The sequence below is a fragment of the Dietzia sp. IBK-p2-16D genome (assembly GCF_057773085.1).
On the sequence record NZ_JBYMTL010000001.1, the window covers coordinates 301,145 to 320,369 of the forward strand.

At 70.1% G+C, this 19,225-nt stretch carries 15 protein-coding genes; 6 read left to right on the plus strand and 9 right to left on the minus strand.

The genetic code is table 11. The features are described 5' to 3' along the window. Positions 1-11: 11 nt before the first annotated feature. Positions 12-1,343 (minus strand): class I SAM-dependent RNA methyltransferase, encoded by a 1,332-nt coding sequence (locus tag AC3DE3_RS01480; RefSeq protein WP_260487650.1) that lies wholly within the window; start codon positions 1,341-1,343, stop codon positions 12-14. Further along, positions 1,340-3,346 (minus strand): APC family permease, encoded by a 2,007-nt coding sequence (locus AC3DE3_RS01485; RefSeq protein ID WP_488368743.1) that lies wholly within the window; start codon positions 3,344-3,346, stop codon positions 1,340-1,342. The genes AC3DE3_RS01480 and AC3DE3_RS01485 overlap by 4 nt, the downstream gene beginning before the upstream one ends. Positions 3,347-3,445: 99 nt before the next feature. Here AC3DE3_RS01485 and AC3DE3_RS01490 point away from each other — a divergent pair, with 99 nt between their 5' ends. After that, positions 3,446-4,108: a potassium channel family protein gene (locus AC3DE3_RS01490; RefSeq protein WP_488368744.1), complete on the plus strand. Its 663-nt coding sequence runs from the start codon at positions 3,446-3,448 to the stop codon at positions 4,106-4,108. Positions 4,109-4,184: 76 nt separating this feature from the next. Further along, positions 4,185-4,844, plus strand: a complete 660-nt coding sequence (locus AC3DE3_RS01495) for a potassium channel family protein (protein ID WP_260489124.1) — start codon at positions 4,185-4,187, stop codon at positions 4,842-4,844. Here the strand turns inward: AC3DE3_RS01495 and AC3DE3_RS01500 are convergent. Continuing rightward, positions 4,831-5,529, minus strand: coding sequence for a hypothetical protein (locus AC3DE3_RS01500; protein ID WP_488368745.1), 699 nt, complete (start codon positions 5,527-5,529; stop codon positions 4,831-4,833). The two genes, AC3DE3_RS01495 and AC3DE3_RS01500, sit on opposite strands and share 14 nt — an antisense overlap. A gap of 49 nt (positions 5,530-5,578) precedes the next feature. Here AC3DE3_RS01500 and AC3DE3_RS01505 point away from each other — a divergent pair, with 49 nt between their 5' ends. Both AC3DE3_RS01505 and hrpA read left to right on the plus strand, forming a co-directional pair. Beyond that, positions 5,579-5,767, plus strand: a complete 189-nt coding sequence (locus AC3DE3_RS01505; RefSeq protein ID WP_260489307.1) for a hypothetical protein — start codon at positions 5,579-5,581, stop codon at positions 5,765-5,767. Positions 5,768-5,817: 50 nt separating this feature from the next. After that, a complete protein-coding gene (gene hrpA / locus AC3DE3_RS01510) occupies positions 5,818-9,732 on the plus strand; it encodes an ATP-dependent RNA helicase HrpA (RefSeq protein ID WP_260487654.1) in 3,915 nt (1,304 codons plus the stop codon). 55 nt (positions 9,733-9,787) lie between these two features. On the opposite strand, the gene nrdR is transcribed toward hrpA, so the two are convergent. Next, positions 9,788-10,243: a transcriptional regulator NrdR gene (gene nrdR, locus AC3DE3_RS01515; protein WP_260487655.1), complete on the minus strand. Its 456-nt coding sequence runs from the start codon at positions 10,241-10,243 to the stop codon at positions 9,788-9,790. Positions 10,244-11,041: 798 nt separating this feature from the next. Here nrdR and lexA point away from each other — a divergent pair. Then, positions 11,042-11,710 (plus strand): transcriptional repressor LexA, encoded by a 669-nt coding sequence (gene lexA / locus AC3DE3_RS01520; protein WP_260487657.1) that lies wholly within the window; start codon positions 11,042-11,044, stop codon positions 11,708-11,710. Positions 11,711-11,751: 41 nt separating this feature from the next. On the opposite strand, the gene hflX is transcribed toward lexA, so the two are convergent. Both hflX and dapF read right to left on the minus strand, forming a co-directional pair. Then, positions 11,752-13,200 (minus strand): GTPase HflX, encoded by a 1,449-nt coding sequence (hflX, locus tag AC3DE3_RS01525; RefSeq protein ID WP_260487658.1) that lies wholly within the window; start codon positions 13,198-13,200, stop codon positions 11,752-11,754. A gap of 53 nt (positions 13,201-13,253) precedes the next feature. Beyond that, on the minus strand, positions 13,254-14,144 hold the full coding sequence (gene dapF, locus AC3DE3_RS01530; RefSeq protein WP_488368746.1) for a diaminopimelate epimerase: 891 nt from the start codon (positions 14,142-14,144) through the stop codon (positions 13,254-13,256). 119 nt (positions 14,145-14,263) lie between these two features. Here dapF and AC3DE3_RS01535 point away from each other — a divergent pair, with 119 nt between their 5' ends. Then, on the plus strand, positions 14,264-16,444 hold the full coding sequence (locus tag AC3DE3_RS01535) for a malate synthase G (RefSeq protein ID WP_488368747.1): 2,181 nt from the start codon (positions 14,264-14,266) through the stop codon (positions 16,442-16,444). Positions 16,445-16,620: 176 nt separating this feature from the next. Here the strand turns inward: AC3DE3_RS01535 and AC3DE3_RS01540 are convergent, their stop codons facing one another. The 3 genes from AC3DE3_RS01540 to AC3DE3_RS01550 are packed head-to-tail and all read right to left on the minus strand — an operon-like array spanning position 16,621 to position 19,054. Further along, complete coding sequence (locus AC3DE3_RS01540) at positions 16,621-17,367, minus strand: IclR family transcriptional regulator (protein ID WP_488368748.1); 747 nt, start codon at positions 17,365-17,367, stop codon at positions 16,621-16,623. Beyond that, complete coding sequence (gene miaA, locus AC3DE3_RS01545) at positions 17,364-18,317, minus strand: tRNA (adenosine(37)-N6)-dimethylallyltransferase MiaA (RefSeq protein WP_488368749.1); 954 nt, start codon at positions 18,315-18,317, stop codon at positions 17,364-17,366. The genes AC3DE3_RS01540 and miaA overlap by 4 nt, the downstream gene beginning before the upstream one ends. After that, a complete protein-coding gene (locus tag AC3DE3_RS01550; protein ID WP_488368750.1) occupies positions 18,314-19,054 on the minus strand; it encodes a class III extradiol ring-cleavage dioxygenase family protein in 741 nt (246 codons plus the stop codon). Before AC3DE3_RS01550 ends, miaA begins: the two co-directional genes overlap by 4 nt. Positions 19,055-19,225 lie beyond the last annotated feature (171 nt).

Below are 19,225 nucleotides of genomic sequence, written 5' to 3' on the forward strand. Positions count from 1 at the left end.
GCGGCGCTGCCTCAGGAGCCCTGCGGCGAGTCCAGTACAGCGATCCCCTCGACGTGGTGGGTGCCCGGGAAGGCGGCCACTCCGCGGAGGTCCGCGAGCGTCCACCCGGCGCCCACGAGTACCCCGATGTCGCGCGCCAGACTCGCCGGATCACAGCCCACATGGATGATCCTGGACGCCCCCGTGGCGGCCAGGCGTTGCATCACCGGGATCCCGGCCCCACCACGTGGCGGATCGAGGATGACGACCTCGGGATAGGGGTGGTCTCCCGGGCGGTCGTCACGGCCCTCGAGAAAGGTCTCGACGCGGGCCCTCACGGTTCGCACTCCCCCGCCAGATCCGTCGCCGAAGGCGTCCGTCGCGGCGTGCACCGACGCCGTCGCGGATTCGACGATCGTCACGCGTGACCCCGGGATCGCGTCGTGCACCCCGGCGGCGAACAACCCGGCGCCGCCGTAGAGGTCCCAGACCACGGGCGCGTCGGACAGGCCCGGGGTGTTCGTCACCGCGGTGCGTACCCCGTCGCTGTAGTGGGTCGCCGCGGAGCGGTGCGCCTGCCAGAAGGCCTCTGACGGTAGGCGCCACTGCCGGTCGCCCACGCACCGCACGACGGTGGGCCCCCCGGCGACGACCTCCCAGTCAGTGGCTCGTGAGTGACGCGCACGAGCGCGCGTCGCGGCGGACCGACGGGACCGGCCACCCCGTCCGCGCGGCGCGTCGTCGACGACCGGACGGTGGGCGAGGTGGACGACTCCGTCGTCCCCGAGCACACCCAGGACCTCGCGGTCCGCGCCGAACGAGGCGGAGGACACGGCGTCCCGGAGACGGGGATCGGGCTGGATGCAGGGCTCGGTCACCAGCTCCCGGGAACGGGCCCTGCGTACGCCGGGCACCCCGTCGGCGCCGGTGACCCAGCGGGCGACGGTACGCCAACCCGAGGTGACCGGATCCGCGGCCGGGACCTCCACGTGGACCGGTCCGTCGTGGAGGTCGATGCGGCCTATCCGGGACACCTGCTCGGCCAGGATCCGCCCCGCGAGGTCGCGGGCCGCACCGGGGGCGATGTGGCTCCAGTCGCAACAGCCCGCACCGGCGGCCGCCGCCGGGCAGGCCGGTGCGACCCGGTCCGGGGACGGCTCGAGCACGCTCTGCACGGTGCCCCGACAGAAAGCGCGGCCCGGGTCGTCGTCGACGAGGACGTCCACCAGCTCCCCGGTGATCCCGCCGCGGCAGAACACCACCCGGCCTTCGTGACGCGCCACGAACTCGCCGCCGTGCGCGGGGCCCCCCACACGGAGGCGCAGCACTCGGCCCGTCCAGTCGGTTGCTCGGTCCTGGGTCATCGTTCCTCCGGTCCACCCCAGCGTCCGACGATCGGTTCGTCGCGGGCCTGCTCCGCGCGGCCGTGCGAGGACGACAGCTGCCACGGGACGCTGGTCACCATGACACCCCTCTCGTAGAGCAGGCGGGTCTTGAGCCGCAGCGCACTCTGGTTGTGCAGCAGCTGTTCCCACCAGTGGCCCACCACGTACTCGGGGATGTACACGGTCACCACGTCGCGCGGTGCCTGATCGCGGATCCGCTTCACGTAGTCCACCACGGGTCGGTTGATCTCACGGTACGGGGACTCGACGACCTTGAGCGGGACCGAGATCCCGCGGCGCTCCCACTCCCGTGCCAGGGCCCGGGTCTCGGCGGTGTCGATGTTCACCGTCAGGGCCTCGATCGTGTCCGGGCGGGCCGCCCGTGCATACGCGAGAGCCCGCAGGGTGGGCAGGTGCAGCTTGGACACGAGCACCACGCAGTGTGTCCGGCTGGGCAGGACGACCTCCCACGAGGACTCGTCGAGTTCGCGGGCGACGGAGACGTAGTGGCGGTGGATGAGTCGCATCACCCCGAACGCCCCGAGCATCGCCAGGACCGCGACGTACGCGCCGGAGAGGAACTTCGTCGCCATGACGATCACCAGGACGCCGGCGGTGAGGACGAAGCCGACGGCGTTGACCACCCGGGACCGGCGGATCCGGCGACGCACGACCGGGGCGCGCTCCTCCCCCAGCAGCCGGCTCCAGTGCCGGACCATGCCGAGCTGGCCGAGGGTGAAGGCGACGAAGACGCCGACGATGTAGAGCTGGATGAGGACCGACACCTGCGCGTCGAAGGCGACGACCAACGCTATCGCCGCGATCGCGAGGAGGACGATCCCGTTGGAGAACGCCAGCCTGTCGCCGCGGGTGGCGAGTTGTCGGGGCAGGTACTTGTCCCGCGCGAGCACCGAGGCCAGCACCGGGAATCCGTTGAACGCAGTGTTGGCGGCGAGCACCAGGATGAGCGCGGTGATGACGATGACGGCGTAGAAGGCCGGCGGCAGCCCGGCGAACACCGGCTGGGCCAGCTGGGCGATCATCGTCTTCTGTCGATACCCCTCGGGAGCCCCGATCAACTGGGTCGCCGGTTGCTCGGCGATCCTGACGCCGAGCCGACCGGCCAGGGCGATGAGCCCGAGCAGGAACGAGACCGCCAGCGTCCCGAGAACAGTGAGTGTCACGGCGGCGTTGCGGGCCCGGGGTTTGCGGAAGGCGGGGACGCCGTTGTGGATCGCCTCGATCCCGGTCAGCGCCGCACAGCCCGAGGCGAACGATTTGGCGACGACGAAGGCGAGCGCGAGTCCGGCCAGTTCCGCCCCCTCGGCGGGGACGAGTTCGAAGCCGGATGATTCGGCCCGGAGGTCGCGGCCCAGGATCTCGACCTGGAACAGTCCCCAGAGGATGAGCCCCGTCATGGACGCGAGGAACGCGTAGACGGGGAAGGCGAACATAGCCCCGGTCTCGCGGATGCCGCGCATGTTGAGTGCCGCCAGCAGGGCGATCGCCAGGACGCCGAACGCGACCTCCCGGGACTGGACGAACGGGATGGCGGAGCCGATGGTGGCGGCGGCGGCCGATATCGACACGGCGACCGTGAGGACGTAGTCGACGAGCAGGGCCGCGCCGACCGCGAGGCCGGCGCCGGGGCCCAGGTTGACCGTCGCGACCTCGTAGTCGCCCCCTCCCGAGGGGTAGGCGCGGACGTTCAGCCGGTAACAGGCGATGACGACGACGAGGACCGCAGCCACCGCCAGACCCACCCACGGTGTGAACGTGAGGGCGGACATCCCGGCGATCGAGAGGACGAGGAAGATCTCCTGCGGGGCGTAGGCCACCGAGGACAGCGCGTCGGAGGCGAACACCGGGAGCGCGACCCGTTTGCGCAGACTCCTGGCCCCGACGGTGTCGCTACGGAAGGGGCGACCCACGAGGAGGCGCTTGGCTCCCACGGAGACCTTCGAGATCGTGGACACCGACATATCCTAGGGCCCGCGCGCCCGGACGGGCAGCAACCGAGGGTGTGAGTAGCGTGATCATCACTGGCGCACGCGGGTGGGCCGTGAGGAGTGGGACTCATCATGAGAGTCGTCGTCATGGGATGCGGTCGTGTCGGGGCAGGGTTGTCCGTCGAACTCGACGCAGCCGGTCACGATGTCGTGGTGATCGATCGGGAGGCGGCCGCGTTCTCCAGGTTGTCGGAGGGGTTCTCGGGACGCACGGTCACGGGACAGGGTTTCGACAGGACGGTGCTCACCGAGGCCGGAATCGAGGGTGCGGACGCGTTCGCCGCCGTGTCCTCGGGCGACAACTCGAACATCATCGCCGCCCGGGTCGCCCGGGAGACCTTCGGCGTCGAGCGGGTGATCGCGCGGATCTACGACGCCGGCAGGGCCGAGGTCTACGAGCGACTGGGGATCTCCACCATCGCGACCGTGCCGTGGGCCACCGGTCGTCTCGTGCGGTACATCACCGCCGGATCGAGTCCCGTCGAGTGGCGGGACCAGACGGACTCGGTGTCACTCGTCGCGCTCGACCCGCCCGCAGCGTGGGTAGGGATCCCGGTCGACCGGCTCGCCGTGGCGGTCGGGGGACGGGTCGCCGCGGTCACCCGCTTCGGCGACTGCCGACTCCCGGACGCCCGCACGCTCGTCCAGGCCGAAGACGTGGTTCACCTCGTTGTGCCCTCGCAGGCGGTCCCGGACCTGGACGACCTGCTCCGGGAAGGACCCTCTGATGGCTGACGATGTTGTTCCCGACTACGCCGACGGGTCCGGACTGCTCGCCGGTGCACCTGCCAGGACCGTGTACTCCGCGACCATGAGGGTGGTGGTCGCCGGAGCCGGTGTCGTGGGGCGGTCGATCGCGCGGGAGCTCGTGACGAGTGGTCACGAGGTCACCCTGATCGACAGGCGATCGATCGTGTTCTCGGCCGATCCCGTCGACGGGGCCGACCAGCAGGTCGGCGACGCCTGCGAGCTCAGCGTCCTCGAACGGTTGCACCTGCAGGACGCGGACGTCGTCGTGGCCGCGACCGGCGACGACAAGGCCAACCTGGTCGTGAGCCTGCTGGCCAAGACGGAGTTCGCCGTGTCCCGGGTGGTCGCCCGCGTCAACGATCCGCGCAACGAATGGCTCTTCGACGAGCGTTGGGGGGTCGATGTGGCCGTGTCGACGCCGCGCCTGATCGTCTCGGTCGTCGAGGAGGCGGTCTCCGTCGGGGACGTGGTGCGCCTGATGACCCTGCGCCGCGGTGGCGCGAACCTGGTGAGCGTGACGCTGCCGGATCAGACCCCGCTGGCGGGGCGGTCGGTGTCGCGCGTGCGACTTCCCCGCGATGCCGCCCTCGTCGCCATCCTGCGGGGCGGGCGGGTGATCGTCCCCGAGCCAGACGTCCCCTTCGAGCCCGGTGACGAGCTGCTGGTGGTGGCTCCGGAGGAGGTCGAGGCGGAGATCAGCGAGGTGGTCAGGGGCGGGTGACCGTCACGGCGATCTCCCGGCCGTAATCCCACCCGGGGGCCAGCGGGAGGTCGTCCCCGCTCCAGAACCGACCGGGGTCATACCAGCTCGGGTCCCCCGCCGGGAGGAGCACGCCCATCGCCTCGAGGGTGACACCCACGACCTCCGCGCAGTACGCCGCCTCCATGCGCAGTGCCGCCCCCGCCCCCGCCCCGGTCCCGGTCGCGGATCCGGTAGCGGTCCCGCGCGGGCTACCGGCCGACCGCTTACCGCGAGCAGCCCACCGCCCCCGAGCCCACCTCGCGGTGAGGCGTCCCGCAGACGGGAACGACACGCCGTTCAACCGGGCGATGGTCTCCAGGAGCGCGTCCTCACCTTCTCGGCCGATCTCCGGGGCGATCTGGCGGAACCACGCCCGTTGCCCGTACGGGCCGGCCCACTGCCGCACGGCGGCCTCGAGGTCGTGGAGCTGCACCCCGCGTTGGCGCCGACCGGTCCACACGTCCGGCAATGCCCGCCCCATCTCCGCGTGCCACAGCAACGGCGGCATGTCGTCCAGCACCACCGCGACGCCCACGTGATTGACCGGCGCATTGGTGAGTGTCTGGATCAACCGGTCCGCCGGGGTACGCCCCCGGAACACCCACAGATCCCCGGTGCGGGTGCGGTGTGCGGCGGCGGCTAGAGGGACGGTGTCGACGGTCATACCGCGATCCTGCCAGGACGGACCGCCCGTTCCGCCTAGTCTCGGCGGCATGGCTCCCAGGGGACGGCAGTGGCTCAAGGTGATCGGCGCGGCGGGAGTGGCGGGGGTGGCCGCCACGGGGATCCTGGCGACCCGGTCGGAGCGGCGTCGACGGTCGTACGAGCCCGATGAGGTGCGGGAGCGCCTGCACGAGCGTTATGCCAGGATCCAGGCCCGCAGGCACGGCGCGGACGGGTAGACCCCGCGCGCGTCGGAGACCGGAGGGGGACTGGATATCCTGGCGGCACCATGCCGTCGTCCTCCCCGCCTTCCCCCGACCTCCGTCGGGCCCGCCACGAGCTGCAGGCCCGACTCGACGACGTCGGCATCCTCGATGCGCACCGGCTCCGGCCCCGGATCCGGCGTGCCCGCGTCGACCAACTCGAGGAGCTCGGCCGGCGGATCGACGTGGCCGCCGAGCTCGTCCGGCGTCGATCCGGGTCCATCCCCACGCCCCGCTATCCCGAGCAGCTGCCGGTCAGCTCCCGCAAGGACGAGATCGCCGAGGCGATCCGGGACAACCAGGTGGTGGTGATCGCCGGCGAGACCGGGTCGGGTAAGACCACCCAGATCCCCAAGATCTGCCTCGAGCTCGGTCGCGGGGTCAGGGGCATGATCGGGCACACCCAGCCGCGACGGTTGGCCGCCCGCTCGGTGGCCGAGCGCATCGCGGACGAGCTCGGTGTGGAGATCGGCGGGCCGGTCGGTTCCGCTGTCCGCTTCGACGACCGCACCAGCCCGGAGACCGCGGTCAAGCTCATGACCGACGGTGTCCTGCTCGCCGAGATCCGGCGCGACCGGCTGCTGCGTGCGTACGACACGATCATCATCGACGAGGCCCACGAGCGCAGTCTCAACATCGACTTCCTGTTGGGTTACCTCCGGCAGATCCTGCCCCGTCGCCCGGATCTGAAACTCGTCATCACCTCCGCCACGATCGACCCGGAGCGTTTCGCCCGCCACTTCGCGGACGCCGAGGGACGCCCCGCGCCCGTCATCGAGGTCTCGGGACGCACCTATCCGGTGGAGATCCGGTACAGGCCCCTCGAGGTCGAACACGCGGGCCGTCTCGTCGACGTGGATCCGCTCGATGCGCTCGCCGACGCCGTCGCCGAACTCCTGCGCGAGGATGACGGCGACGTGCTCGTGTTCCTCTCCGGGGAGCGCGAGATCCGCGACGCCGAGGAGGTGCTGCGGGGGCGGAAGTTCCGCAATACGGAGATCTTCCCGCTGTTCGCCCGCCTCACGGCCGCCGAGCAGCAGCGCGCGTTCCGTGCCCATTCGACCCGACGGGTGGTGCTCTCGACCAACATCGCCGAGACGTCCGTGACCGTTCCCGGCATCCGCTACGTCGTCGACACCGGTCTGGCGAGGATCTCCCGCTACTCGACCCGGACCAAGGTCCAACGCCTTCCCATCGAACCGGTGTCGCAGGCCTCCGCAGCCCAGCGCGCCGGTCGCTGCGGCCGCGTCGCCGACGGGATCTGCATCCGCCTCTACTCAGAGGAGGACTTCGACTCCCGGCCCGAGTTCACCGATCCGGAGATCCTCCGGACGAATCTCGCGTCGGTGATCCTGTCCATGGCGGATCTGGACCTGGGACCTGTGGACGACTTCCCGTTCGTGGAGCCGCCGGACCGCAAGGCGGTCCGCGACGGGATGACCCTGCTCTCCGAGCTCGGGGCGTTGACGGTCGACGAGGACGAGCGTCCGCATCTGACCGAGGTGGGCCGCGACATGGCGGCACTCCCCCTCGATCCCCGACTCGCCCGGATGGTGGTCGAGGGCCATCGCAACGGTTCGCTCTCCGACGTGTTGGTGGTCGTCGCGGCTCTGACCGTTCAGGACGTCCGCGAGCGGCCCGCCGAGGAGCGCGACAAAGCCGACCTGCTGCACCGTCGGTTCGCGGACAAGACCTCCGATTTTCTCGGCTACCTCAACCTGTGGCGGTACATCACCGAGCAGCGTCGCGAGCTCTCCGGCAGCGCTTTCCGCAAGATGTGCAAGGCCGAGTACCTGCACTGGCTGCGCATCCGGGAATGGCAGGACCTCAACTCGCAGCTGCGGAGCATGTGCCGCGAACGCGGATGGCATCCCGCGTCCGGGCATGCGGCGGAGGACGATCTCCACAAGGCGGTCCTCACCGGTCTGTTGACCAATGTCGGTATGCGCGACGAGGAGACCCGGGAGTTCCGCGGGACACGTGGTATCCGGTTCCAGGTGTTCCCCGGGTCGGACCTGTCCAGGAAGCCACCCCGCTGGGTGATGGCCTCGGAACTGGTCGAGACCTCCCGGCTGTGGGCCCGCGACGTCGCCCGGATCGATCCCGGTTGGATCGAGCAGCTCGGGGGCCACCTCACCCGTACCCAGTACTCCGAACCGCACTGGTCGGACGCGCAGGGTGCGGCGATGGCCTACGAGAAGGTCCTCCTGTTGGGCCTGACGGTGGTGGAGGCGCGGAGGATACTGCTGTCGCGCGTCGACGCGCCGCTCGCCCGGGAGATGCTCGTCCGCCACGGAATCGTCGAGGGACGCCTGGACACCCGCGTCCCGGTCATCCGGGAGAACGCCCGCGCCGTGGAACAGGCCCGTGAACTGGAGACACGGAGCCGTCGCCGTGACCTGGTGATCGATGACGAGGCCCTCGTGGCCTTCTACCTCGAGCGACTGCCGGAAGACGTCACGTCCGGCCGTCATCTCGAATCGTGGTGGAAGAAGCGAGGCCACCGCGACCCTGACGTCCTTCGCCTCACGCCCGAGGACATACGTACCTCCGAGGCTGCGCCCGACGCGGCGGATTTCCCGCCGCTCTGGCGCCAGGGCGACCGGAGTTTCGAACTGCGCTACGCCTTCGACCCGGGCGTGACGTCGGACGGCATCACGGTCCGTATCCCCCTGCCCCAGCTGTCCTCGGTCACGGCCGCCGGTTTCGAGTGGTTGGTTCCGGGGCTGCGGGAGGAGCTCTACACCGAGATGCTCCGCACACTCCCCAAGTACCTTCGCCGTCAGTGCTCACCGCCGGCGGAGTTCGCGTCGCTGCTCGCCGGCGACGTCTCGCCCCGCTCCGCCCCGCTTCCCGTGGCGCTCGCGCGGGCGCTCTCGGCCCGGATAGGTTCGACAGTCGATCCCCGTGACTTCGACCCGACCCAGCTACCGGGCCACCTCCGGATGCGCTTCGAGGTGGTCGACGGTGACGAGGTCGTGGCCTCCGGGACGGATCTAGCGCAGTTGAGGACCCGCTTGGTGGACAGGGTTCGTGCGACTCTCAACGCCCGCCTGGTCCCGGACAAGGGTCCGTACCGGGAGTGGACCGCCGGCACCATCGGCGATCTCCCGCCGGCGGTGACCGGCTCGGTGGACGGGGTCGAGGTCACGGTCTATCCAGCACTGCGTGTCGGCGCGGACGGCATCCACGTGGTGGCGTGTGCCACCGAGGACGAGCGCCGATCGACCCAGGCGGCCGCGGTGCTGACGCTGATCTCGTCTGGTCTCGTGTCGGCGTCGTCGATCCTGCGTGGGCGCCCGGTACAGCAGCGGCTCGCTCTCTCGCAGTACCCTCACGGCGGGATCGAGGGGCTCGTCTCGGATGCCTCACTCGCGGCGTGCGGCCGGATCATCGCCCGGAGAAAGGGCGCTCCGGTCCTCACCGTCGCTGATTTCGACGAGCTGCAGGCCACCGCGAGAGCGGAGGTGCCCGGCGCCGTGGCGTCCGCGATCTCGACGGCGGTGCCCGCTCTCGTGGCGGCCCAGTCGGTGTGGGGCTCGCTGGCCGCGGCACCGGCGGACATCGCCGATGCCGTCCGGCCGTCTCTCGACTTCCTCATCGGCCGGGGTTTCCTCGCCCGACACCCGGCCGACGCACTCCCGCATCTGGAACGACACGTGAGGGCTGTGGGGCTCCGCCTGGAGCTGGCGGAGAAGTCTCCGTCCCGCCACCGGGAACTCACGGTGAGGCTGTCCCGGTCCGAGGCGAGGGTCGACGAGGCGTGCGCCGCGTTGCGAAAGCGCCCGGGTGGGGCCCGGGCCGTTCGCGACCTGCGCTGGATGCTGGCCGAATACCGCGTGGGGCTGTTCGCGCAGACGCTCGGGACCGCCAGATCGGTGTCGGCGGAGCGCATCGAGAAGGCAGTGGCAGCGGCGCTGGCCCCCCGGTCGTCCCGCTGAGGCAGGCCGTCCCCTGGAGCCGGCCGTCGGCCGATCACCCGCCTATGGCGCGCGTCTAGCGACTCGTCCGGCGTTCCCGGAGGGCGATGATCTCGCGTTCGAAGTCATCGGCGGAACTGAACTGCTTGTACACCGAGGCGAAGCGGAGGTAGGCGACCTCGTCCAGGTCCTGTAGCGGGCCCAGGATGGCAAGACCGATCTGATGGGCGGGGACTTCGGACACGCCACCGGCGCGGACGGCGTCCTCGACCTGTTGGGCGAGGCGGCGCAGGGCGTCCTCGTCGACCGCTCGTCCCTGGCACGCACGCCGGACTCCGCGCACCACCTTGTCCCGGCTGAACGCCTCCGTGACCCCGTTGCGTTTGAGAACAGTCAGAAGCGGCGTCTCGAGAGTCGTGAACCGGTGGCCGCACCTCGGACATTCCCGGCGACGCCGGATCGCCTGCCCCTCGTCGACCGATCGTGAATCGATCACGCGGGAGTCCTCGTGGTGGCATGTCGGGCAGTACATTCCCGTGGGGCCCTTCGTCGACCGGACTTCACGCGTCCCGGCTCGTGCCTGACGGGATGCGGGGATGGCAGTACACCGTCCCCGACTCATTCTAGGAGGCCCGACGACCGGTCATGCGTAGGCGGGCCCGCCGAGATACGCCACGGCGAAGAGCAGGATCACTCCGAACGCGATCCCGCAGGCCAGGAGCGCCCACGTAGGAACGTCGTCGACGACGCCGCTGGCCACAGGAGGCTCGATATGGCAGGCGCGCACGCCCTCGGCCGACGCCGGGCGGACGAGCACGCGGCGACCCGGTGCCACAGACGTGACGCCGAGGGGGCGGCCGGGCACCCTCGGCCGGACGACGGTGTCGACACGTGCCGACGCCGCCGCGGGACGGCTGCCCTCCGGTCGAACCGCGGGGCGACGGTGGACGCGACCGGGCTGTGCGCTGCCCTTACCCGGGGAACTCTGTGGGGTGCCGGGACGATCGACGCCCGCGGACCGCCCGCGATGGTCGCCGGGGCAGACCTCGCTCCACCGCACGGTCGGACGTGCGTGTGACTGCAACTCCGTAACGGTCATGGTGACTCCCTACTCGATACGGTGTGCGAGTGGTGTTCGCACACCCGTATGTATGTGTCAGTACATCTGTTCGAATCCGAACTCTCCTAGAGTTGTATCACGCGACTCCGACACAGTCACCATTCCGGGCCCGATTATTTCGAACACCTGTGTGGCGCGACGTTCGCATGGGCGATAGGGTGTACACAGATACAGACGTCGAACATCCATTCGCCGAAGGGACCACACGAGATGCCGAAGCCCGACTTCGAGTCGCTGACGGACCGACAGAAGAGCGTTCTCCTCCACATCCACGACACCGTCAAGGAGCGCGGCTATCCGCCGAGCATCCGGGAGATCGGCGACGCGGTCGGGTTGCAGTCCACCTCGTCGGTGGCTCATCAGTTGCGGACTCTCGAGAAGAAGGGTTTCCTGACCCGGGACCCGCACAAGCCGCGCGCGGTGGACGTGCACGGGGTTCCCGGGCAGAAGTCGCGCGGGCGTCGTTCGCCGACGCCCGAGCCCCAGCGGCCCGGCGGCGCCTCCGAGCCCGTCTACGTCCCCGTGCTCGGCCGGATCGCCGCCGGCGGTCCGATCCTCGCCGAACAGGCCGTCGAGGAGATCTTCCCGCTGCCCGCGGACCTCGTGGGATCCGGCGACCTGTTCATGCTCAAGGTCGTCGGGGAATCGATGATCGACGCGGCGATCTGCGACGGCGACTTCGTGGTGGTCCGGCGGCAGAACGTCGCGGACAACGGTGAGATCGTCGCGGCGATGATCGACGGGGAGGCGACGGTCAAGACCTTCCGCAACGACGCGAGCGGAGTCTGGCTGCTACCTCACAATCCGTCGTTCAGTCCCATCCCGGGAGAGCACGCGACGATCCTCGGCAAGGTGGTGACGGTGTTCCGGAAGCTCTGAACTCCGGACTCGAACGGCGCGCCGCCCGTCCCCGGTGGGGGTCAGGCGGCGCCGTCGTGTGAGCCGTCGGCGGCGAACTCGTCGAGTTCACCCGCCACTGAGGCGGGCAGTCGGACGATGACCCGGGTTCCGTTTTCGGTGTGCTCCTCCTCGACCACCGCGCCCTCGGCGTGGACCCGTGACACCACGTCCCCACGGGAGTACGGGATCTCCAGGGTGACCTCGGTGTCCCCGGAAGCGACGATCTGGGTGATCCGCTCGAGCAGCTCGTCGACGCCCTGACCGGTGACGGCCGAGACGAACACGGCGTCGGGTAGCGCGTGGTGCAACTCGGTGAGTACGACGGGATCCGCGGCGTCCACCTTGTTGATCACCAGCAGCTCACGAGGTCGCTCGGCGTTCTGCTCCTCCACCACCTCGTTGATCACCTTGCGCACCGCCTCGATCTGGCGGAGCGGAAAGGCATCCGAGCCGTCCACCACATGGAGGAGAAGTTCGGAGTCGACGACCTCCTCCAGTGTGGAACGGAAGGCCTCGACCAACTGGGTCGGAAGATGACGAACGAACCCCACGGTGTCGGTGAAGACGACCGCGCGGCCGTCAGGCAGCTCGGCCTTCCGGGTGGTCGGGTCGAGCGTGGCGAACAAGGCGTTCTGGACCAGTACCCCGGCACCGGTTATCCGATTGAGAAGACTGGACTTTCCGGCGTTGGTGTATCCGGCGATCGCTATCGAGGGCACGGGCGTGGCACGGCGACGGTGCCGTTTGGTGTCGCGGGCCTGTTTCATCCCCTTGATGTCGCGCCGCAGACGTGCCATCCGTTCGCGGATCCGACGCCGGTCGGTCTCGATCTTGGTCTCACCCGGACCTCGGAGACCCACGCCGCCGTTGCTGCCGGCACGCCCGCCGGCCTGACGGGACAACGACTCGCCCCAGCCGCGGAGGCGGGGAAGCATGTACTCCATCTGGGCGAGAGTCACCTGGGCCTTGCCCTCGCGGCTGGTGGCGTGCTGCGCGAAGATGTCGAGGATCAGGGCGGTGCGGTCGATGACCTTGACGTTGACCGCCTTCTCCAGCGCGAGCAACTGTCCCGGGGTGAGTTCACCGTCGCAGATGACGGTGTCGGCGCCGGTCGCGGCGATCACGTCCTTGAGGACACTGACCTTGCCCGACCCGATGTACGTCGCGGCGTCGGGCTTGTCGCGTCGCTGGATGAGCGCATCGCACACCTCTGATCCCGCGGTCTCGGCCAGCTGGGCGAGTTCGGCCATCGCGGCGTCGGCCTGGGCGGCGGAGCCCTCCGTCCAGACACCCACGAGCACGACCCGTTCGAGTCTGAGCTGGCGGTACTCGGCGTCGTTGACGTCCTGGAGTTCGGTGGACAGCCCCGCCACCCGGCGCATCGAGGATCTCTCCTCGAGCTGGAACTCACCGATGGATGGATCGAGGTCGCGTGTCGGCCGATCAGCGGCCGTGTAATCAGTAGTCATTCGCGTTCATCTTCTCACACCGGGGCCCCTGGTGTCCTGTGTGGAGCGGTGTGCTAACGCCTACGACGATATCGGCCGTGGGCGACGAGGGCCGACGGTCCGATGAGGGAGGATCCACCCTCTCGTAGAGCGACCGCGAGTTCGCCGCCCGGGACCGCGACGACGACGTCTCCCGACGCCTCCCCCGCGTCGGCCAGTGCGGCCACCGCGGTCGCCACGATCCCGGTGCCGCAGGACATGGTCTCCCCGGCACCGCGCTCATGGACACGCATCGAGACCCGGCCGTCCACCATCGGGGTGGCGATCTCCACGTTGACCCCGTCGGGGAAGAAGTCCCTGTCGAACACCGGGCTCTGCTCCACCCGCAACGCGGCGAGGTCCGCCGCTCCCAGACCCGGGACCACGCAGGCCAGATGCGGATTGCCCATGTCGACGGCCAGTCCCGCGAAGGTGCGGCCCGCGATCTCCGCCGAGGACAGCCCGAGCAGTCGCGGCTCCCCCATGTCCACCCGCACCACGGCATCATCGCCCGAGTAGGAGATGACCTCGGCTGGGCGGGCGCCGGCCCGCGTGCCCACGGGGATCGAACCCGCCTCCGCCCGTCCGGTCCCGACGAGCGCGTGGGCGAAGACCCGGACCCCGTTCCCGCACATCTCCGCGATCGAGCCGTCCGCGTTGCGGTAGTCCATGAACCAGTCCGCCCGGTCGACACCGTCGGGCAGGGAAGCCAGCACCCCCCGGTCGACGAGGGCGCCGGCGGTGGCGATCCTGAGCACGCCGTCCGCGCCGATACCACCGCGCCGGTCGCACAGCGCACGCACGAGGGCCTCATCCAGTTCGAGGTCGGCGTCGTCGTCCGGGAGGATGACGAAATCGTTGAGGGTCCCGTGGCCCTTGAGGAAGGCGATACCGTCGGGCTGCGAAGCCGGGCGAGTCGAAGTCATGGCGAAATCGTACTCGGCTCCGGTAATCGTTCCGCAGTGCGGAAAGGCCGGATGAACCCGGACGGGGCGCCCACTAGAGTCGGACAGGAGAACGGTCCCCTACCTCTAGGAGAGCATCGATGTCCGAACGCATCACCGTCGGCGGTATCCAGGTCGACGAGGTCCTCTACGACTTCGTCAACACCAAGGCCATTCCGGGGACCGGGGTCGACCCCGACGCGTTCTGGGCGGGTGCCTCAGAGATCTTCACCGAGCTGGCCCCGCGCAACCGCGAGCTGCTCGCCACCCGCGAGGAGTTGCAGTCCAGGATCAACGCCTGGCACCACGAGAACCCGGCGCCGATCGACCCGAGCGCCTACAAGGCCTTCCTGCAGGAGATCGGGTACCTGGTTCCGGAGCCGGAGTCGGTCTCCGTCACCACGGAGAACGTCGACGCGGAGATCGCGACGGTCGCCGGTCCGCAGCTCGTCGTGCCGATCATGAACGCCCGGTTCGCGATCAACGCCGGCAACGCCCGGTGGGGATCGCTCTACGACGCCCTCTACGGGACCGATGCGATCCCGGAGTCGGACGGCGCGGAGCAGGGTTCCTCCTACAACAAGGTCCGCGGGGACAAGGTCATCGCCTGGGCGCGTGAGTTCCTGGACGACGCCGCGCCGCTGGAGGCCGGCAGTCACGTCGGGAGCACCGGTTACGCCGTCGTCGACGGCGGCCTGCAGGTGACCGTCGCCGACGGCTCGACCACCCGGTTGGCGGACCCGGAGAAGTTCGTGGGCTTCCTCGGCGAGGCCTCGAGCCCGTCGTCGGTCCTGCTCCGCAACAACGGACTGCACATCGAGATCCAGATCGACCCGGACTCCCCGATCGGCTCGACCGACGCCGCCGGCGTCAAGGACGTCGTCCTCGAATCCGCCGTCTCCACCATCATGGACTTCGAGGACTCCGTCGCCGCCGTCGACGCCGAGGACAAGACCCAGGGCTACAGCAACTGGCTGGGCCTCATGAAGGGTGACCTGTCCGAGGAGATCACCAAGGGCGACAAGACCTTCACCCGCGTCCTCAACGACGACCGGGTCTTCACCGCGCCCGACGGCTCGGGCGAGGTCCGTCTGCACGGCCGTTCGATGCTCTTCGTGCGGAACGTCGGCCACCTGATGACCAACCCGGCTGTTCTCGACGCCGAGGGCAACGAGATGCCGGAGGGCATCCTGGACGCGCTGATCACCTCGCTCGCGGGTATGCACGGCATCGCCGAGGGCAACGAGCGGGGGAACAGCCGTCACGGTTCGATCTACATCGTCAAGCCCAAGCAGCACGGGCCGGAGGAGGTCGCCTTCACGACCGAGCTGTTCGGCCGTGTCGAGAAGCTCCTCGGCCTGCCCGAGAACACCCTCAAGGTGGGCATCATGGACGAGGAGCGTCGTACCTCGGTCAACCTCGCGGCCTGCATCGCCGAGGCGACCGAGCGGGTGGTGTTCATCAACACCGGTTTCCTCGACCGGACGGGCGACGAGATCCACACCTCCATGGAGGCCGGGCCGATGATCCGCAAGGGCGAGATGAAGTCCGCCCGGTGGATGACGGCCTACGAGGACTTCAACGTCGACACCGGACTCGCGTGCGGTCTGCGTGGCCGGGCCCAGATCGGCAAGGGTATGTGGGCCAAGACCGACCTCATGGCGGAGATGCTCGCGGAGAAGATCGGACAGCCCGAGGCCGGTGCGAACACCGCATGGGTCCCCTCCCCGACCGGAGCCACCCTGCACGCCACGCACTACCACCGGGTCAACGTCATGACCCGGCAGGAGGAGCTGCTCGCCGGTGGCGCCCGCGCGAGTGTCGACGACATCCTCTCCGTGCCGCTCGCCCCGAACACCGAGTGGTCGGATGCCGAGAAGAAGGAGGAGGTCGACAACTCCTGCCAGACCATCCTGGGTTACGTCGTCCGGTGGGTCGAGCAGGGCATCGGTGTGTCGAAGGTGCCGGACATCCACGACGTCAACCTCATGGAGGATCGCGCCACCCTGCGGATCTCGTCGCAGATGCTGGCCAACTGGATCCGCCACGGCATCATCACCGCCGACGACGTCGAGGATTCGCTGCGCCGGATGGCAGAGATCGTCGACAAGCAGAACGCCGGTGACGAGGCTTACCGGAACATGGCACCGGACTTCGATTCGTCGATCGCGTGGCAGGCGGCCCGGGAGCTGATCCTCGAGGGCACCACGCAGCCGTCGGGCTACACCGAGCCGATCCTCCACCGCCGTCGTCGCGAGTTCAAGGCGGCCAACGCCCGGTAGGACACGGCGCACGGTAGGACACGGCGCCCGGTGACCGGCGCCCGCGCACCGGAATCCGCTGCCCCGCCCGATACCCGCCCCTCACCGGGGAGCGGATCGGGACGGAGGGTAGCGGATTCCGTCATTCCGGCCAGGGTCCGCGCTGCCGGGATCGACGTGCTCCCGACGCCGCGGGGTCAGGGGACGAGTCCGGCCACCGCCGCGCGGAGGATCGCCACGGCGGCATCCCTACGGTCGCGGGTGAACCTGGCCTCGGGCCCGGATGCCGACACCGCGAAGGCGGCGTCACCGGTGCCGACCGCGATGGCCACGCACCGGACACCCTCCTCCTGCTCGGACTCGTCAGTGGCGAACCCGACCCGGCGGACCAACCGCAGTTCGTCGATCAGACTGTCCGGATCGACGATCGTCGAGTCGGTGAAGCGGCGCATGCCGGCCCTGTCGAGCATGCCGCGGACCTCGTCGTCGTCGTCCCCCGCGACCAGGGCCTTACCCACCGCGGTGCAGTGCACGTCCACCCGTCGACCCACCTCGGTGAACATCCGCATCGAGTGCGGCGAGGGCACCTGGGCCAGGTAGACCACCCCGTCTCCTTCCCGGACGGCGAGATTGGCGGTCTCGCCGGTGCCCTCGACCACGGCGGTGAGAACCGGCACGGCCCAGGAGGCGGTCGCGCGCCCGGCGACGTCACCGATCCGCTGCAGTCGCGGACCCAGCAGGTAGTCACGGCCGGCGTCACGCCGGAGATGTCCGCTCTCGGCGAGCGTGCCGCACAGCCGGTGGACAGTGGCGGCCGCCAGCCCGGTGTCGGCGACGAGGTCACCGAGACTCGCCCGGCCGCCGCGGCTGCTCAGCGCGTCGAGCAGGTCGAAGGCACGGTCGACCGACTGGACCCGCGAGCGCCCGCCACGAGGAGAACTCACCGCCGGTCCGCCCCCAGCATCCGGAGAGCGACCTCGAGCGGGTCGGGCGCGTCGTCGGCGCGGCCACGGGTGTCGGTGTCGATCCAGCGGATCCGGTGGTCACGGCCGAACCACGACCGCTGCCGCCGGACGTAGCGACGGGTACCGATCACGGTCCGCTCCTCGGCGCGTCCCGTGCCCTCGTCGTCGATCCGCTGGTGCGCGTCCATCTCATCGAGCACTTGTGCGTACCCGATCGCCCGCCGCGCCGTGACGCCCTCGAGCAACCCGACGCCCACGAGTCGACGGACCTCGTCGACGAGGCCGGTCGCGAACATCGTCGCCGCTCGTGTGGCCAACCGTTCATCGAGTTCGGCCAGGTCGCATCGCACCCCCAGCAGACGGGTGCCCCACCGGGGCTCCCCGATCGTCGGCCGGGAGGCCGAGAAGGGCTTCCCGGTGAGTTCGACGACCTCGAGGGCGCGAACGGTACGCCTGGGATCGCTGGGCAGGATGGTCCGGGCGGCCTCGGGGTCCACCGCCGCGAGCTCGGCGTGCAGCGCCTCCACCCCGATCTGCTCGAGTCGACGCTCGTAGTGGGCCCGCACCTGAGGGTCGGTGTCCGGGATCATCCATCCGTCCACGAGGGCCTGGACGTACATCATCGATCCGCCGCACAGGATGGGCACATGGCCGCGCTCGCGGATCTCGTCGATCTCCCGCTCGGCCGCTGTGCGGAAGTCGGCCACGCTGGCGGTCTGGGTCACGTCCAGGACGTCGAGTCGGTGGTGAGGGATCCCCCGCCGCTGTTCCGGCGTGAGCTTGGCGGTACCGATGTCCATTCCGCGGTACTGCTGCATGGCATCGCAGTTGACCACCTCCCCGCCGAGTCGTTCGGCCAGTCCGAGGGCCAGGTCCGACTTCCCGGTCCCGGTCGGCCCCACCACGGCGACGGGAGCGGTCCCCGTCATGACGGCTCCCCGGGCACGATCGCATCGCGGGCGTGGGGGTCGCGGACGGCGCCCTCCACTGCATGGTCCGTGGGGGATTCCGGGGGCCACCACGCGCAGTGATACCCCACCCCGAACGGCGCCCAGGACAGCGACTCCCGAGCAGGGCGGCCCGCGACCAGAGAGGCCAGTGCGAGCCACGCGGGCCGACTCCACCACCCGACCTCGTCCGCCACGCGCGCGCCCGGGTCGGGAAGCACACCCCCGATACGCAGCCACCGGCCGAGGTGGCCGTCCAGTGAGACACCGCGCGGGTCCTCGGGGACGGGGGCGCGCGGTGTGAGGGAGGCGGGGCCGTCCGCGACGACGACGACGAGGTCGTCCGGCTCCGGAGTGGGGGCGGACCGCGGACTCACGGGGATGCCCCTGAAGGACCTCGGAAGGTCGGTTCCCGCACGGTCGAGCAGCCACCAACCGATCAGTGCCGCGTCGGGGACCGCCCCGTGCGGTGCCGGCGGGGCATCGGGCCGACCCACCGGGACGTCGACCCCCCACCTCGCGAGAGTGGAACGCATGTCGCCGAGGCCTCGGCCCCCGGGGTCGGACCCCAGTACGACGACCCGTGCCGCGCCGATCCGGGCCCGCCGGAGCACCTCACAGATCGTGTCCACCCCGCCGCCGGTGTCCGCGACCGCCGATCCGGACAGCTCCGGCACGAGGACCGGGGCTCCGGGGACCAGGACGACTGAGGGGCTCACATCCCGAAACCCTACTGACCGCCTCCGACGCCGGGGAACAGACCCGTCCGGGGACACGGCGGGGATACGGCGGACACCCGGGCGGCGGTTGGTACACACTAGGAGGATGCCGTCTCCGCGACGCGGGTCGGCGAGGCGATGACCGGTGCGAACCCGGTGACGGTGCCGTGA

Bases quoted from the DNA above. Each gene is read 5' to 3' on its own strand.
- AC3DE3_RS01480 (WP_260487650.1), bottom strand. From the start codon at position 1,343: ATGACCCAGGACCGAGCAACCGACTGGACGGGCCGAGTGCTGCGCCTC.
- AC3DE3_RS01485 (WP_488368743.1), bottom strand. From the start codon at position 3,346: ATGTCGGTGTCCACGATCTCGAAGGTCTCCGTGGGAGCCAAGCGCCTC.
- AC3DE3_RS01490 (WP_488368744.1), top strand. From the start codon at position 3,446: ATGAGAGTCGTCGTCATGGGATGCGGTCGTGTCGGGGCAGGGTTGTCC.
- AC3DE3_RS01495 (WP_260489124.1), top strand. From the start codon at position 4,185: ATGAGGGTGGTGGTCGCCGGAGCCGGTGTCGTGGGGCGGTCGATCGCG.
- AC3DE3_RS01500 (WP_488368745.1), bottom strand. From the start codon at position 5,529: ATGACCGTCGACACCGTCCCTCTAGCCGCCGCCGCACACCGCACCCGC.
- AC3DE3_RS01505 (WP_260489307.1), top strand. From the start codon at position 5,579: ATGGCTCCCAGGGGACGGCAGTGGCTCAAGGTGATCGGCGCGGCGGGA.
- hrpA (WP_260487654.1), top strand. From the start codon at position 5,818: ATGCCGTCGTCCTCCCCGCCTTCCCCCGACCTCCGTCGGGCCCGCCAC.
- nrdR (WP_260487655.1), bottom strand. From the start codon at position 10,243: ATGTACTGCCCGACATGCCACCACGAGGACTCCCGCGTGATCGATTCA.
- lexA (WP_260487657.1), top strand. From the start codon at position 11,042: ATGCCGAAGCCCGACTTCGAGTCGCTGACGGACCGACAGAAGAGCGTT.
- hflX (WP_260487658.1), bottom strand. From the start codon at position 13,200: ATGACTACTGATTACACGGCCGCTGATCGGCCGACACGCGACCTCGAT.
- dapF (WP_488368746.1), bottom strand. From the start codon at position 14,144: ATGACTTCGACTCGCCCGGCTTCGCAGCCCGACGGTATCGCCTTCCTC.
- AC3DE3_RS01535 (WP_488368747.1), top strand. From the start codon at position 14,264: ATGTCCGAACGCATCACCGTCGGCGGTATCCAGGTCGACGAGGTCCTC.
- miaA (WP_488368749.1), bottom strand. From the start codon at position 18,317: ATGACGGGGACCGCTCCCGTCGCCGTGGTGGGGCCGACCGGGACCGGG.